The 14,794-nt window shown below is 61.5% G+C and carries 17 protein-coding genes and 2 pseudogenes; 7 read left to right on the top strand and 12 right to left on the bottom strand.

Annotated elements, in window-relative coordinates; genetic code table 11:
* Nucleotides 1-27: 27 nt before the first annotated feature.
* The 10 genes and pseudogenes from codA to HZ99_RS06470 form a co-directional block, all read right to left on the bottom strand.
* A complete protein-coding gene (gene codA, locus HZ99_RS06515) occupies nt 28-1,263 on the bottom strand; it encodes a cytosine deaminase (protein ID WP_038441917.1) in 1,236 nt (411 codons plus the stop codon).
* Between the two features lie 28 nt (nt 1,264-1,291).
* Nucleotides 1,292-1,471 (bottom strand): annotated as a pseudogene (locus HZ99_RS06510) (helix-turn-helix domain-containing protein); the annotation flags it as partial.
* A 66-nt stretch (nt 1,472-1,537) separates the two neighbouring features.
* The gene (codB, locus tag HZ99_RS06505) at nt 1,538-2,806 is read right to left on the bottom strand and encodes a cytosine permease (RefSeq protein ID WP_038441915.1); all 1,269 of its coding nucleotides are present in this window, start codon (nt 2,804-2,806) and stop codon (nt 1,538-1,540) included.
* Nucleotides 2,807-3,004: 198 nt separating this feature from the next.
* On the bottom strand, nt 3,005-3,628 hold the full coding sequence (locus tag HZ99_RS06500) for an NUDIX hydrolase (protein ID WP_038441914.1): 624 nt from the start codon (nt 3,626-3,628) through the stop codon (nt 3,005-3,007).
* A gap of 63 nt (nt 3,629-3,691) precedes the next feature.
* Complete coding sequence (locus HZ99_RS06495) at nt 3,692-3,889, bottom strand: helix-turn-helix transcriptional regulator (RefSeq protein WP_038441913.1); 198 nt, start codon at nt 3,887-3,889, stop codon at nt 3,692-3,694.
* Nucleotides 3,886-4,260, bottom strand: a complete 375-nt coding sequence (locus HZ99_RS06490; RefSeq protein ID WP_038441912.1) for a hypothetical protein — start codon at nt 4,258-4,260, stop codon at nt 3,886-3,888. The genes HZ99_RS06495 and HZ99_RS06490 overlap by 4 nt, the downstream gene beginning before the upstream one ends.
* Before the next feature lie 103 nt (nt 4,261-4,363).
* Nucleotides 4,364-4,720, bottom strand: a complete 357-nt coding sequence (gene queD, locus HZ99_RS06485; RefSeq protein ID WP_003190259.1) for a 6-carboxytetrahydropterin synthase QueD — start codon at nt 4,718-4,720, stop codon at nt 4,364-4,366.
* A gap of 141 nt (nt 4,721-4,861) precedes the next feature.
* Nucleotides 4,862-5,236, bottom strand: a complete 375-nt coding sequence (locus HZ99_RS06480; RefSeq protein WP_051903089.1) for a hypothetical protein — start codon at nt 5,234-5,236, stop codon at nt 4,862-4,864.
* A 10-nt stretch (nt 5,237-5,246) separates the two neighbouring features.
* A complete protein-coding gene (locus HZ99_RS06475) occupies nt 5,247-5,489 on the bottom strand; it encodes a hypothetical protein (protein WP_144243157.1) in 243 nt (80 codons plus the stop codon).
* Between the two features lie 254 nt (nt 5,490-5,743).
* Entirely contained in the window at nt 5,744-6,823 is a 1,080-nt protein-coding gene (locus HZ99_RS06470) for a patatin-like phospholipase family protein (RefSeq protein ID WP_038441910.1), read from the bottom strand.
* A gap of 159 nt (nt 6,824-6,982) precedes the next feature.
* On the opposite strand from HZ99_RS06470, the gene HZ99_RS06465 reads away from it, so the two are divergent.
* The 7 genes from HZ99_RS06465 to HZ99_RS06435 all read left to right on the top strand — a co-directional run bounded on the left by HZ99_RS06465 (nt 6,983) and on the right by HZ99_RS06435 (nt 13,292).
* Complete coding sequence (locus HZ99_RS06465) at nt 6,983-7,291, top strand: PepSY domain-containing protein (protein WP_038441909.1); 309 nt, start codon at nt 6,983-6,985, stop codon at nt 7,289-7,291.
* A complete protein-coding gene (locus tag HZ99_RS06460; protein ID WP_038441908.1) occupies nt 7,291-7,605 on the top strand; it encodes a PepSY domain-containing protein in 315 nt (104 codons plus the stop codon). Before HZ99_RS06465 ends, HZ99_RS06460 begins: the two co-directional genes overlap by 1 nt.
* Nucleotides 7,605-8,273 (top strand): response regulator transcription factor, encoded by a 669-nt coding sequence (locus HZ99_RS06455; protein WP_038441907.1) that lies wholly within the window; start codon nt 7,605-7,607, stop codon nt 8,271-8,273. The genes HZ99_RS06460 and HZ99_RS06455 overlap by 1 nt, the downstream gene beginning before the upstream one ends.
* Nucleotides 8,270-9,589 carry a sensor histidine kinase gene (locus tag HZ99_RS06450; RefSeq protein ID WP_038441906.1) on the top strand — a complete coding sequence of 440 codons (1,320 nt, stop codon included), beginning with the start codon at nt 8,270-8,272 and terminating at the stop codon, nt 9,587-9,589. Before HZ99_RS06455 ends, HZ99_RS06450 begins: the two co-directional genes overlap by 4 nt.
* 203 nt (nt 9,590-9,792) lie before the next feature.
* Nucleotides 9,793-10,746, top strand: coding sequence for a TAXI family TRAP transporter solute-binding subunit (locus HZ99_RS06445; protein ID WP_038441905.1), 954 nt, complete (start codon nt 9,793-9,795; stop codon nt 10,744-10,746).
* 108 nt (nt 10,747-10,854) lie between these two features.
* On the top strand, nt 10,855-12,882 hold the full coding sequence (locus tag HZ99_RS06440; RefSeq protein ID WP_038441904.1) for a TRAP transporter permease: 2,028 nt from the start codon (nt 10,855-10,857) through the stop codon (nt 12,880-12,882).
* Complete coding sequence (locus tag HZ99_RS06435) at nt 12,879-13,292, top strand: DUF1850 domain-containing protein (RefSeq protein ID WP_038441903.1); 414 nt, start codon at nt 12,879-12,881, stop codon at nt 13,290-13,292. The genes HZ99_RS06440 and HZ99_RS06435 overlap by 4 nt, the downstream gene beginning before the upstream one ends.
* Nucleotides 13,293-13,299: 7 nt before the next feature.
* On the opposite strand, the gene HZ99_RS29520 is transcribed toward HZ99_RS06435, so the two are convergent.
* Nucleotides 13,300-14,004, bottom strand: coding sequence for a methyl-accepting chemotaxis protein (locus tag HZ99_RS29520; RefSeq protein WP_404942451.1), 705 nt, complete (start codon nt 14,002-14,004; stop codon nt 13,300-13,302).
* Between the two features lie 201 nt (nt 14,005-14,205).
* A pseudogene (locus HZ99_RS29515) lies at nt 14,206-14,262 on the bottom strand (hypothetical protein); the annotation flags it as partial.
* Nucleotides 14,263-14,794: the final 532 nt, after the last annotated feature.

Genomic DNA, 14,794 nt, shown 5'->3' with positions numbered 1-14,794 from the left:
TGGGACCCGATCGCTTGGACCTGCGTGTTACACAAACGTCACCTGCGCAGGCTGGCGCTTGATCAACACCTTGCCGTTACGGATCGAATACAACGCCAGACCCTGGCTGCGAATGACTTCATAGTCGCTGTGTGCCGACAGGATCAGCAGGTTGGCCGGCCGCCCGGGCTCCAGGCCGTAGCGGTCGCCCAGGGCCATGGCTTTGGCACTGTTGTCGGTGACAAGGTCCAAGGCCTTTTGCAGGTTGCTGTAGCCGAGCATATGGCAGATATGCAGCCCGGCTTCGAGCACCCGCAAAATATTGCCGTTGCCCAGTGGGTACCAGGGATCGACGATGGAATCCTGGCCGAAGCACACGTTCATGCCGGCTTCCAACAGCTCGTTGACGCGGGTCACGCCCCGGCGTTTCGGGAAGTTGTCGAAACGGCCCTGCAAGTGAATGCTTTCGGTGGGGCAGGAGACAAAGCTGATGCCAGAGTGCCCCAACAGACGGAACAGTTTGGCGCAGTAGGCATTGTCGTAGGAACCCATGGCCGTGGTGTGGCTGGCGGTAACCCGACTGCCCATATCGCGGCTGCGGGCCTCTTCGGCCAGCACTTCCAGAAAGCGCGAGTGCGGGTCGTCGGTTTCATCGCAATGCACATCGACCAGGCAGCCCGTGCGTTCGGCCAGGTCCATGAGGAATTTGACCGAGCTGACCCCTTGGTCGCGGGTGTACTCGAAATGGGGAATGCCGCCCACCACATCGGCGCCGAGGCGAATGGCTTCCTCCATCAGCTCACGGCCATTGCGGTAGGACTCGATGCCCTCCTGAGGAAACGCCACGATCTGCAGGTCGATCAGGTGGCCGCTCTCCTCGCGCACTTCGAGCATGGCCTTGAGCGCCGTCAAGTCCGGGTCGGTGACGTCGACATGGGTGCGCACATGCTGGATGCCATGGGCCGCGAGGGCCTGAATGGTCTGTTTGGCACGGGCCTTGGTGTCTTCCTGAGTGATGGTGGCCTTGCGTTCGCCCCAGCACTCGATCCCTTCAAACAGCGTCCCGCTCATGTTCCAGCGCGGCTCGCCGGCAGTGAGGGTGGCGTCGAGGTGGATGTGCGGCTCGACAAACGGTGGCACCACCAGGTTGCCCGCGGCATCCAGGTCGTCCGGCCCCAGGGACGGCGGGGCGGTTTGTGGGGTAATGCTGGCGATCCGGCCATGTTCCAGGTGCAGATCATGCAGGCCTTCACGGTTGCGCAGGCGGGCATTGATGATATGCATGGGCACGTTCCTCTTGGGCAAAAAGCAATCAGGCAGACAGCCGCCAGATCATCAGCGCGACGCCGATGTCCAGACGGTCATTGGGGTTGTCCAGCGACAGCCCGCACAGGGCTTCGATACGTTGGACACGGTGGGTCAGGGTGTCGCGGTGGACCGCCAACCGCAGGGCAGCAGCCACAAGGTTACCATTGTCGAGGAACCAGGCCTGCGCTGCCAGCACGCAGGCTCATGGGCTCCAGTCCCGGCAGGGCCAGCACATCCGCGACGGTCAGGCTCATGCCTGGGCGTCGGCCAATGGCGCCCGTACCCGCAGGACGGCGGTGAGTACGATGTAGGTAGCTGCTGCGGCGATAATCCCCACCAGCGGCGCGACCCACGGCGAACTGAACGCCAGCACCGTACCGACTGCATAGGCCATCAGCCCCGGCCAATTGAACGCTGGCAAGCGCACATCCGCCAGCCAAGGGTACCGACCGCGATAGCGATAGAAAAAATCAGCCATGATCACCCCGCCAATCGGTGGAATCACGGTGCCCAGCAGAATCAGGTAGGGCACCAGCATGTCGTACATGCCCAGCAAGGCGAGCAGGGTGCCGATGACGGCGCCGACCAGGGTTACGGTCTTGCGGCGCCTGGTGCGCAGCAGGTTGCAGCCGGCGACGGCGAAGTTGTAGATGGTGTTGTCCTGGGTACTCCAGATATTGAGCAGCAGCATGGCCATTGCGGCCATGGCGAAACCTTGCAGCAGCAACACTTCCACCACATCCGGCTGTTGATAGACGATGGCGCCGTAGGCACCGATCAGCACCATCAGGCCGTTACCGATAAAAAAGCCGATCAGGCTGGCCAGTACCGCCACCTTGGCCGAGCGGGAAAACCGCGTCCAGTTGGTGGCCTGGGTCGCACCGCTGACAAAGGTGCCGAACACCAGGGTAATGGCCGTGGACAGATCCAATTCGCCGCTGGGCACCACCGCGAGCAAGCCTTCAAGCCCGCCGACTTTTACGGTGGCCACCCACATCGACAGCAACAGCAGCAGGCCCATGGCCGGGACTGCAATGTAAGAGAGGATTTTCAGGCCACGGTAGCCCACGTAGGCCGTGGCACAGAACACCAGGCCAAACAGCACCATCAGCGTCAGCACGCTGCCCTGGCCCAGTTCAAAATATTTGCCCAGCACCACGGCTGCCGTGGCGGTGCCCCAGGCGTACCAGCCAATCTGGGTGAAACCCAGGATCAGGTCACTCAACTTGCTACCCACTTCACCGAAGCAGAAACGCCCCATCAGTACCGAGTTCAAGCCGCTCTTGAAGGCGATGTAACCCAGGCCTGCGGCGTAGATACCCAACAGCAGGTTACCCAGGGCCACGACACCGAGCATCTGGGTGAAACTGAAGGCCACCCCCAGCTTGCCGCCGGCAAACATGGTCGCGGTAAAAAAGGTGAAGCCCAGCAACACCATGGCCGTGGAGCCAAGGCCCTTGCGTGCATGCATGGGCACTTCGCTGAGAGGGTAATCATTGCCCGGTTCGTTCTGCGTCATGTGCCGTACCCCTGTGAGTGACGCAGGGCCTGTTGCAGCGGGCGTGCCAACTACCGGGCAGTGATGGGTGCACGGTGGGCGCTGTGCAGGTTGCACGGTGTTTGTAGGAGGGGGAGGGCTGGAAAGGGGGATTGCTTGTCGGATGTGCCCTGTCAGGCGCGAAAGCGGTGCAGCGGTGATACAAAATGGATCACCGTGTCAGTCGAACAGCGTCTGGGTGATTTCGCCGCGGTGAAAGGCGAAAGCGGCTTCAAGATCACTCTCGATGGTGCGCCCGCGTGACAGCGGTGGCAGATCGTCGAGGCGGAAGAAGCCGACGTCGGTGGTTTCAAAACCTGCCATGGGGGCGGCCTGGTCGGCGCGTTCGCAGAGAAAGTACAACTTGTAGAAGTCGCGCACGTCGGGCCGATACAGGCCCTTGGCTTTGTGGGTCACGCTGTACAGCGCCTGCGCGGTGACACTTAACCCCGCTTCTTCACGAAGTTCCTTGATGATGTTTTCGGCGGCCGACAACCCGACATCGGCATAGCCCCCTGGCAAGGCCCAGCAGCCATCCGTTGCTTCGCGCACCAGCAGGATCCGGTCATCTTCAATCAGTGCACCACGCACATCGATCATGGGCGTTGAATAACGCTGGGCGAAATCCGAAACCAGGCCGGTAATGCGCTCCAGAGGTACTTGCCCCAACTGCGCGAGCATACTGTGGGCAATATGGGCGATCTCCTCCAGGCGTTCACGCTCGAAGTCATCGGTGCAAAAGTGCAGCCCGGTGGAGGCCAACGCCTGCAAGCGTTTGGCCTGGGCCAGCCAGGTGGATTCCATGGTTCAATTCCTTGAGTGGCGGCGAAGCCTGTTTTAATCGCTGTGATCCTGGAGCGCAAACCCTTATTCCGAGGGCGCCTCAAAGATCGCCTCGATCGGCCGTTCAAACAGCCTGGCTATTTTGAAGGCCAGCGGCAGGCTGGGGTCGTAGCGGCCAGTCTCGATGGCGTTGACGGTCTGGCGCGACACGTCAAGGTGCGCCGCCAGGTCGGCCTGGGACCAGCCCCGTTCAGTGCGCAGTTCGCGCATCAGGTTGTTCATCGATAACGCCTGGCGCCGATCACTGTGGCCAGTGCCCAGATACCGCCCATGATCGGCCATACAAAAAACATCGACAGGCGTGGCAACCCGGCGGTTTCCAGGAAGCCATAACTGGAGGTGATCAGTGCCGTGCAGATGAAGGCGATGCCCAGGGCTTCCAATTGAATCTTGCGGCCCATTTCATCCATTCGCCCCAATTGACGGATCGCCACGCCTGCCATGGCAATCAGTGGAATGACTGGAACCAGGGCCAGTGCGACTTTTCCTGCGCCTTGCGGGGCATCGGCCAGGAAGTGGGTACTGACGAGCACGGCCACCACATAGGCGGCCAGGGCGATGAAAAATTCCATCAGGTAGCGTTTGATTGGCATGCGAAGCTCCTTGAGTAAAGGGTGCTTTACATTATGAGGGCTGGCCTTGCATGTCAAGCTTGCTTTACATTGGCGGCAGAGCCTGCGTATTCAACCCAAGGACTTACTCACCGCGATAGATACAGCCACTGGTGCAGGTCTCGTGGATACGAATGGCGCTGAGCTCCGGCAGCAGCGGCTTCAACTCGTTCCAGATCCACTTGGCCAACACTTCGCTGGTAGGGTTTTCCAGGCCGGGGATGTCGTTGAGGTAGTTGTGGTCGAGACGCTCATAGAGCGGCTTGAAAATCGCCTTGATCTCCGAGAAGTCACGGATCCAACCGGTATGCGGATCAAGGTCGCCGCTCAGGTGAATGGCCACCTTGAAGGAATGACCATGCAGGCGCCCGCACTTGTGGCCTTCGGGGACGTGGGGCAGGCGATGGGCGGATTCGAATGTGAACTCTTTGAAAATTTCCAAGGTATGACCTGTAAGGCAGGAGTTTCTGGGGCTGTGTGCGATTGTCAGTGCCGGGTGAGTGCTTGACGGGCTCAGGCGAGCGACTGGGTGCGCATTCTAACCTGTTTTATCAGGCGATCTGGCGGCGTGTGTAAAGCACGGTTATTCCCGGGACCACACCGTTGTACTGACCTTGGCCCGATCCTCACATGCCAACGAGTTCTGCGTCCCTCGGCGCGTCAGCTCCGCTTGCGCACGAGCACACCGCACCTGGTCTTGGGCGGTCGCGTTATCAATGCTGATATTGCCAGTGGTTTCAGATACCAGGCCGCCGTTTTTCTCCAGCCGGATCAAGGGCCGCTCAGGCTGTATTTCAAAGTGGCTTTTCGTCGGTTCACTTGTCAGTGCCAGTTCTGCAGGGGCTGCTGGCAACTGCTCCTCGGTGACGCCATAGCGAGTGAGAAGCGAGAGATTGGGCAAGTCTTGCGCACCTGCCTGGCCTGCTGCCAGCAGCAGGAACAGGCCAAGGCCGTACATTTTTTTTCGATTAGAATTCATGGTTGTATCTTTCCAACGTTGTTTCTTGATGGGCTGGATTGAAGAACAACTTGTTGTTATCGCAACCACGTTTGGGGCAGGCGGTATCCAGCGGGAGAGAGGAGCCGTAGCGGTTGCCGAACGGTGTGCCTGGCTCATAAAAGTTGTACGAGGATGGGGAGTAACTGCCGTTGCTGCAGCCGCCGGCAATCAGGGTAATCGTGCAAAGCCCCAGGCGTTTCATGGGTTTCATAGGGGAAGTCCGCGTTAGGTTTATCAGTGTCCTACAGGGCTGCCCGAGGGCCAGCCAGCACAGTCCAAGGCCTGGGCTCGTTCAGGGTTTCGAGTTTAGAACGGCTGATCTTTCCATTTTTCAATAACAACAGTTTGGCTTCGGTAATCCCAGTGGCGTCGTGCTATCAATGGGGTGATAGTGAATAGGATGCCAATCCACTGCATTATTATCGAATTGAAATAATTTATTGCGAAAAATAATGATTTTATAACTCAGAGAGCAATCAGGCGTTCACCCAATCGGCCGTTATCGGCCAGTTCGAGGAACTCATCGCCCAGCCGCTGGCTTTCACTCATCGCGGTTTGCCAGTAATGATTGCGCCGGGCGTCATCCCCCATAAAACGCTTGAAGTCGCTGCGATCTGGCAATTTGCCGTAGGGCAGGCGAGCCAGGTAGTCCCGTGAGGGGGCCACGAGCAATACGTTCCGCAAACCCTGAGGGTCGCTGCGTCGCCACGGCAGGCTCTTGTCGAACCAGCCGGGAATGACCCGATCGGTGAAGTGCGGGTACAGCACGATGTCATCGCCGTAGTAGGGCAGGTCGAGGTGATAGTCCAGCAGGCCGCCATCGCGATAGGTGCCGACACCGGCGCCTGGCAGGTCGCGCACGCCTTGCATCACCATGGGGATCGAGCCTGACGCCAGCAATGCCTGGCGCAGGTTGCCCAGTTCCAGGTTGAGGAAGCGCGAAGGGAAATCCTTGAGCGGGTGCAGCGGTGGCGCCCGGCGCGGGTCGTGGATGATCAGCCGCTCAAAATGCCGGGACAGGCGCGTGCGGCTGCGCAGGTTGTCAGCGATCACCGAAGACAGGCCCAGGCCCAGGCGCCCACGATGATCGTCGGCCAGCAGCCCATGGCTTTTGACCACGACTATATTCAGACGGTAGTGCGGGTTATCCAACAACGTCGCATCGCGCCCGGCCAGCAGGTCATCCAGCATGCGCTGGCAGCTCTGGCTGACTTCGGCCATGGTCACGCCCTTGGCAAAGCGTTGCTCGTTGTACAGGCGGCCCAGGTCGAGCAAACCTTGCACCGGGTCGGCCAGGCAGGCGCTGGCAAACCGCCAGGAACCGATGGATGCACCAATCAACGAGCGCTCGCGAGGTGCGCGTGCCAGCCAGTCACCGAACAGCGCCAGGTCCAGGCCCTGGATGCCCAAGGCCTTGGGGCCACCGGCGGCGCCGGGCAGAATGCCCACGTCTTGAGGCTCCAGGCCTTGTTCGCGAATGCGTGTCAAGGCGCGCTGGCCAGCCTTGAGCGTCAGGGCTGGGAACTTGATGTGGATGGCCGTCATACCGATCTCTGTGCAGGCGAGCAGGGCAGTATAGGAAATCTTCCCCGGGGGCTGGCAAGGTGTCGTGGGACAATTGCCATGGTGGCAATTCAGTTTCAGTTAAGTTGCGACCCGTACTGTGAGGGCCGTAGGCAAAACATTGTGAAATGGAGAATCATCATGAAAACCCTCACAGCAATTGTCGGCGCCAGTATCATCGCCCTTACCACCGGCCTGGCCCAGGCGCGGGACCTGGGGCCGGATGAGGCGCTGAAATTGCGTGACGCTGGTACTATCCTGCCCTTCGAGAAGCTCAATACTGCCGCCTTGTCCAAACACCTTGGGGGCACCGTGCATGAAACCGAACTGGAGCAGGAGTACGGCAAGTATATTTACCAGGTTGACCTGCGCGATGCCCAAGGCGTCGAGTGGGATGTGGAATTGGACGCCGTCACCGGGCAAGTTCTCACAGATCATCAGGATACGTAATGAAGGTAAATCTACGCTCCGGCAGTCGACTGGCGCTGGTGCTCCTGGCCTTTTGCTCGGTGGTGGCTGCCCGGGACCTCAATCAGGATGAAGCCCTGGCGCTGCGCCAGCAAGGGGTGATACTGCCCCTTGAGCACCTGTTGTCGCAGGCGATGGCACGTCACCCCGACTCTCGGTTGCTGGAGGCTGAGCTTGAGAGCAAAGAGGAGAGTTACATCTATGAGGTGGAGCTGGTGACCAATGACGGCGTAGTACGGGAAATCAAACTGGACGCGGCCACCGGCGCGCTGCTCAAAGACGAGGAAGACGACTGATGCGCCTGCTTCTGGTGGAAGACCACGTGCCTCTGGCCGATGAATTGATGGCCGGGCTTAAAATCCAGGGCTATGCAGTGGATTGGCTGGCGGACGGTCGCGATGCGGTGTATCAGGGGCGCAGCGAGCCTTACGACCTGATCATCCTGGACCTCGGCCTGCCTGGGTTGCCGGGCCTTGAGGTGCTGAATCAATGGCGCGCCGCCGCACTGGTGGCCCCGGTATTGATCCTCACCGCCCGTGACTCCTGGGCCGAGCGTATCGAAGGGCTCAAGGCCGGGGCCGATGATTACCTGAGCAAACCGTTCCACCCCGAGGAGCTGTACCTGCGTATCCAGGCATTGCTGCGCCGTTCCCATGGACAGGCCAACCAGCCGACCTTGCAGGCGGCGGGCTTGCACCTGGATGAAGGCCGCCAGTGCGTGGTGCGCGACGGGGCCGAGGTGCAACTGACCGCTGCGGAGTTTCGTCTGCTGCGCTACTTCATGCTGCATCCGCAGCAGATCCTGTCCAAAAGCCATCTGGCTGAGCACCTGTACGACGGTGAGACCGAGCGCGACTCCAACGTCCTTGAAGTCCACGTCAATCATCTGCGGCGCAAGTTGGGTCGCAACGTGATTGAAACCCGGCGCGGCCAGGGTTATCGCTTTGGCGCCAGTGCCACATGAGGTCGATCCAGCGACGTTTGAGCCTGGGGTTGATCAGTGTGATGGTGATCGTTGGCCTGGTGCTGGCGCAAACCAGCCTGTGGCTGTTCGAAATGGGCTTGCAGCGCTACCTGGAGTCCGGTCTGCGCAACGACAGCGAAAACCTGCTGGTGGCCCTGGTGCGTGGTCCTGTCGGCGTGCAGTTGGATGAACAGCGCTTGTCTCCGGCCTATCAGCGCCCGTTTTCCGGGCATTATTTCCGCATCGACTTCAGCGACAACCACTGGCGCTCCCGTTCACTGTGGGACCAGGAACTGCCGAAACTGCCCCAGGCGGGTTTGCAGGGCAACCTGCAATTGGGCCCGGAAGGCCAACAATTGCTGGTCCTGCGCTCGGACTACAAGCGTTTTGGCCAGTCGATTTCCATCAGCGTGGCTCAGGACTACACGCCGGTCAGGGAAAGTTTTCTCTTGATGCGCCAGGTCGGCCTGGTCCTCGGGCTGGCGGCGTTGCTGCTGATCCTCGTCCTGCAACGGGTCACCGTGCGCCGGGCCTTGCGCCCACTGGAAACCGCCCGTGAACAGATTGCGCAATTGCAGCAAGGCCAGCGCTCGCAACTGGACACCCAGGTGCCGCTGGAACTGGAGCCACTGGTGGCGCAGATCAACCATTTGCTGGCGCATACCGAAGACAGCCTCAAGCGCTCACGCAATGCCTTGGGTAACCTTGGCCATGCCCTGAAAACCCCATTGGCGGTGTTACTGAGCGTGGCTTCCAGCGAGCCGCTCAAGGACCACCCGCAAGTGGCCAAACTATTGCGCGAGCAATTGGAGCAGGTGCAGCAACGGCTCAACCGCGAACTCAACCGCGCGCGCCTTGCCGGTGAGACCCTGCCCGGCGCGCTGTTCGACTGCGACAGCGAACTGCCGGGCCTGCTGGCGACCCTGAACATGATCCATGGCGAGCACCTGGACCTGAGCTACCACGTGCGCCCCGGCTTGCATCTGCCGTGGGACCGAGAGGACTTGCTGGAACTGCTGGGCAACCTGCTGGACAACGCCTGCAAATGGGCGGATGCGCAGGTGCGCTTGAGCATTGACGAGGCGCCCCACAGCTTTCTGTTGCAGGTCGAGGATGACGGGCCGGGGATTCCCGAGGCCAAGCGCAGTCAGGTATTCAGCCGCGGTACGCGCCTGGACGAACAGACCGATGGCCATGGCCTGGGGTTGGGGATCGTGCGGGATATCGTCGAGGTATGGGCCGGCACGTTGCAGTTGCATGAGAGTGAGCTTGGGGGGCTCAAGGTACTGATCGAGTTACCCCGACGCCAGGTCTGATTGGCACCTTGCTGTCGATGCGCAGGGATTTGCAACAAGGCTTTTCTTGTAACGCCTGGCCAGACAATTTCGCTTATAACAGCCACCTGGCTGGCCATGCCGAGCAGGTTTTTTCGCTTGCAACGCATTGCATCTGCCAGGGCTCTTGCCATCCGGGCACTCGCTTGCTCGGTACCTAATAAGAAAGATAAAAGGTGACTCCCATGCGAATGACCAAGCGTTTGCGCGTGTTTGCTGCTGCCGCAGCTTTTGCTGCAAGTACGGCGACACTCGCTGCCCCAACCTTTATCAACGTGCTGACGGGCGGCACCAGCGGGGTGTATTACCCGATTGGTGTGGGCTTGTCGCAGCTCTACAGCAACGGCATCCAAGGGGCGAAGACCTCGGTGCAGGCCACCAAGGCGTCGGTGGAAAACCTCAACCTGCTGCAAGCCGGCCGCGGCGAGCTGGCCTTTGCCCTCGGCGACTCGGTAGCCGATGCCTGGACGGGGGTAGAAGACGCCGGCTTCAAGGCCCCGCTGCAAAAACTGCGGGCGATTGCCGGCACCTATCCGAACTACATCCAGATCGTTGCCAGTAAGGAGTCCGGGATCGCTACCCTGGCCGACCTGAAAAACAAGCGCATCTCCGTCGGTGCGCCAAAATCCGGCACCGAGCTCAACGCCCGCGCGATCTTCAAGGCCGCAGGCCTGAGCTACGAAGACATGGGCAAGGTCGAGTTCCTGCCTTACGCCGAGTCGGTCGAGCTGATCAAGAACCGGCAGTTGGACGCCACCCTGCAGTCCTCGGGCCTGGGCATGGCGGCGATCCGCGACCTGGCCGCGACCTTGCCGATCACCTTCGTTGCCATTCCTGCGGATGTCATCGCCAGGATCGACAACGCGGCCTACCAGGCGGGCACGATCCCGGCGGGTACCTATGAGGGTCAGGACAGCGATGTGTCGACGGTGGCGATCACCAACATCCTGGTCAGTCATGACGGAGTGGCCGATGACGTGGCCTACCAGATGACCAAGCTCATGTTCGACAACCTCGATCGCCTGGGCAACGCCCACTCGGCCGCCAAGGATATCAAGCTCGAAGGGGCGGCCAAGGGGCTGCCGATCCCACTGCATCCGGGCGCCGAGCGCTTCTACACGGAAGTAGGCGCCCTGTAGCGGCAGCGTCCGTTGCTGCGCACACGTGCCAGGGCTGCCCATGAAGCCTGCGTACACCGTACGCCAGGTTTTGTTGGCCTATCGACGTTGTAACGTGGGAGTACCTCCATGAGTGAGCAAGGTCAAAGCCTCGCCGCCAATCCCAGGGATTGGCCCCGAGCACTGTTTTATGTTGCGTTGTTGTTTTCCACCTTCCAGATCATTACCGCCGCCTTCCATCCGGTATCCAGCCAGGTACTGCGCGCGGTGCATGTGGGCTTTGTGCTGCTGGTGGTGTTTCTGTGTTTTCCGGCGTGGGGCAAGGCACAACCCCGGCGGCCGATGGCCTGGTTGCTGGGGCTTGCCGGCATGGCCACGGCGTTCTACCAGTGGTATTTCGAAGGTGACTTGATTCAACGCTCCGGCGACCTGACGGGCGGCGACATGATCGTCGGCCTGCTGCTGATCGTGCTGGTATTTGAAGCTGCGCGACGGGTAATGGGCGTTGCCCTGCCGCTGATCTGCGCGCTGTTTCTGGGCTACGGGCTGTTCGGCCAATACCTGCCGGGCGACCTGATGCACCGGGGCTACGCGATCGATCAGATCGTCAACCAGTTGGCCTTTGGCACCGAGGGGCTGTATGGCACGCCGACCTATGTATCGGCCACGTACATTTTCCTGTTTATCCTGTTCGGCGCGTTCCTCGAACAGGCCGGGATGATCAAGCTGTTCACCGATTTCGCCATGGGCCTGTTCGGCCACAAGCTCGGTGGCCCGGCCAAGGTTTCGGTGGTGTCGTCGGCGCTGATGGGTACCATCACCGGCTCGGGGGTGGCCAACGTGGTCACCACCGGCCAGTTCACCATCCCGTTGATGAAGCGCTTTGGCTACAAACCGGCGTTTGCCGGCGGCGTGGAGGCAACCTCGTCGATGGGCAGCCAGATCATGCCGCCGATCATGGGCGCGGTGGCCTTTATCATGGCCGAGACGATCAACGTACCGTTCTTCGAGGTGGCCAAGGCCGCGCTGATTCCGGCCATTCTGTACTTCGGTTCGGTGTTCTGGATGGTTCATCTGGAAGCCAGGCGTTCCAACCTGTGTGGCCTGCCCAAGGACGAATGCCCGAACCCCTGGGCGGCGGTGAAGCAGCGCTGGTACCTGCTGATTCCGCTGTTCGTGCTGGTCTATCTGCTGTTCTCCGGGCGCACCCCCTTGTTTTCCGGCATGGTCGGCCTGGCGCTGACGTCCATTGTGATTCTCGGCTCGGCAATCATCCTGCGGGTTTCGTCCACGGCCATGCGCTTTGTCTTCTGGATCGTCCTGGGCCTGCTGTGCGCAGGCTTCTTCCGGTTGGGTATCGGTATGGTGTTCGCAGTGGTAGCGCTGCTGGTGGCGGTGTGCTGGTTCGTCAAAGGTGGCCGCGACACCCTGGCCCTGTGCCTGCATGCGCTGGTGGAAGGCGCGCGTCATGCGGTGCCAGTGGGTATCGCATGCACCCTGGTGGGAGTGATCATCGGCGTAGTGTCGCTGACCGGGGTGGCCTCCACCTTTGCCGGCTACATCCTCGCCATTGGCCAGGACAATCTGTTCCTCTCGCTGGTGCTCACCATGCTCACCTGCCTGGTACTGGGCATGGGTATCCCGACCATTCCCAACTACATCATCACCAGCTCGATCGCCGCCCCGGCCCTATTGGACTTGGGGGTTCCGCTGATTGTGTCGCATATGTTCGTGTTCTATTTCGGCATCATGGCCGACCTCACGCCGCCGGTGGCGCTGGCCTGTTTCGCGGCGGCACCGATTGCCCGGGCGAGTGGCCTGAAGATCAGCCTGTGGGCGATCCGTATCGCCGTGGCCGGATTTGTCGTGCCGTTCATGGCGGTGTACGAACCGGCGCTGATGCTACAGGGCGATAGCCTGCTCGCCACGGTGTATGTGGTGGCCAAGGCGCTGCTGGCTGTCGGCATCTGGGGCGCGGTGTTTACCGGTTACTTACAGGCCCGGTTGAGCGGGTGGGAACGGGTGCTGGGCTTTGCTGCCGGGGCCAGCCTGATCCTGGCGACGCCGTTAAGCGATGAAATCGGCTTTGGCCTGGCAGCGCTGGTGATTGCCCAGCATTGCTGGCGCGCCCACCGCGCCCAGGTGGCTGCTGCGTGATCGGTCTGTGTCTGGGCTTGGCAGGCACGGTGTGGGCACACGTTCCCACGCCGGCCTTCACCCTGGCCTGGACGCATACGATTGAGAGGGTGCGCTGGGAGGAGGATTATCGCGTTACGCCTGCGGGGCTGGTGCTGGGTGAGGCGCGGGTCAAGGGTTCCGGGGCTGGCATGGAAATCCCGGACGGCGCCGAACTGCGCGAGGGCAGTTGGCATTACCGGCGCCAATTGCCACCCTTGCAGCCCCTGCGTCTGGGGCGAGCCCCCGAGGCGGGGGATTATCAATTGTGTTTCAACCAGCGTTGTCACTGGATCAGCACCTGGCTCGGCCCGCCACAGTCGAGCCAGCCAGCGCTGGAACTCTGGAGTTGTGAGCTGGCTGCGTACAGAGCCCGGCCCACGGCGTTCTAAATCGCCGTCAAACCCGGAACTGATCCATCAAGCCTTGCTGCTGATTGGCCAAACGGTTGAGGGTCTGGCTGACCCGCGCCGATTCATTGGCCTGGCCCGACAGCGACTCGGTCACGTCGCGAATGGTCGCCACGTTGCTGTTGATCTCCTCGGCCACTGCGCTTTGCTGCTCGGCGGCGCTGGCGATCTGCAGGTTCATGTCGCTGATCACGGTCACCGCATCGCCGATCTGGCGCAATGCGGTAACAGCCTGGCCCACTTGTTCGACGCTGCCTTGGGCCTGGCGATGGCTGTTGCTCATGGAACTCACCACGTCCTGGGTGCCGTTCTGCAATTGCTCGATGACCTGGCGGGTTTCTTCCACCGACTCCTGGGTGCGCCGGGCGAGGTTGCGCACCTCGTCTGCCACCACTGCGAACCCACGCCCGGCCTCGCCGGCGCGGGCGGCCTCAATGGCGGCATTGAGCGCCAGCAGATTGGTTTGTTCGGCAATCGCGCGGATCACCTCCAGTACGGAGCCGATCTGCTCGCTATTGGCCGCCAGGCCTTCGACCTGGGCCATGGCCGTGCTCATGTCCGCGGCCAGGTCACCGATGCTGGTGGTGGTGCGGTCGATCACGGTCAGGCCTTCGCGGGTGGCCTGATCGGCATCGCGGGCGGCCTGTGCCGCCTGGGCGGCGCTACGGGCGACGTCCTGGGCGGTGGCGCTCATTTCGTGGGAGGCGGTAGCCACCTGGTCTACCTGACGATATTGCTGGTCCATCCCGGCGCTGGTCTGGCTGGCAATGGCCGCCGATTGGTCGGCGGTGCTGCGTGCGTCCTGCACCGAGCGTTTGACCTCGGCAATGACCGGTTGCAGTTTGTCGAGGAAACGGTTGAACCAACTGGCCAATTCACCGAGTTCGTCGCGCTTGTCGTAGGCCAGGCGCCGGGTCAGGTCGCCTTCGCCGCTGGCGATATCTTCCAGCATATGGGCCACGCCGAGGATCGGCCGGGTGACGCTGCGGGCCATCAGCCACACCAGCAGCAAGCCGACAATCGCGGCCAGCAAGCCCAGGCCCAGTTCCAGCAAGGTCCCTTTGGTGTTGTCGGCATCCAGTTCGGCCTTGAGGGCCTGGGCGGGGCCGACCAGGACTTTTTCCGGCACGTCCAGCAAGACGCCCCAGGACTTGCCATCGGGAATGGGCTGGAACGGTGCCAGCACCTTGAGTTGTTGGCCGGTGCGCAGGCTGTAGGTCTGGGTGCTGCTGGCCATGGCGCTGATCAGTTGCGCGCCGCTGCTGGTGTCGACGCTGTCCAGGCGCTGGCTGAGCTTGCTCGCATCCGGGCTATAGCCGGCCAGCAAACCCACGGGGCTGATGATGCTGACGCTGGTCTGGCCGTCATAGAGCTTGCGGCTGGCGTTCTGGCTGACCGCCTGCAAGCTGTTGAGGTTGATGTCCACCGACAGCGAGGCGATGACCTTGCCATTGACCATGAGCGGGAACACGATGCTGGTCAGC

Origin of the sequence: Pseudomonas fluorescens, from assembly GCF_000730425.1 — a bacterium.
GTDB lineage: Bacteria > Pseudomonadota > Gammaproteobacteria > Pseudomonadales > Pseudomonadaceae > Aquipseudomonas > Aquipseudomonas fluorescens_X.
This window is presented reverse-complemented; position numbering and strand designations above follow the sequence as displayed.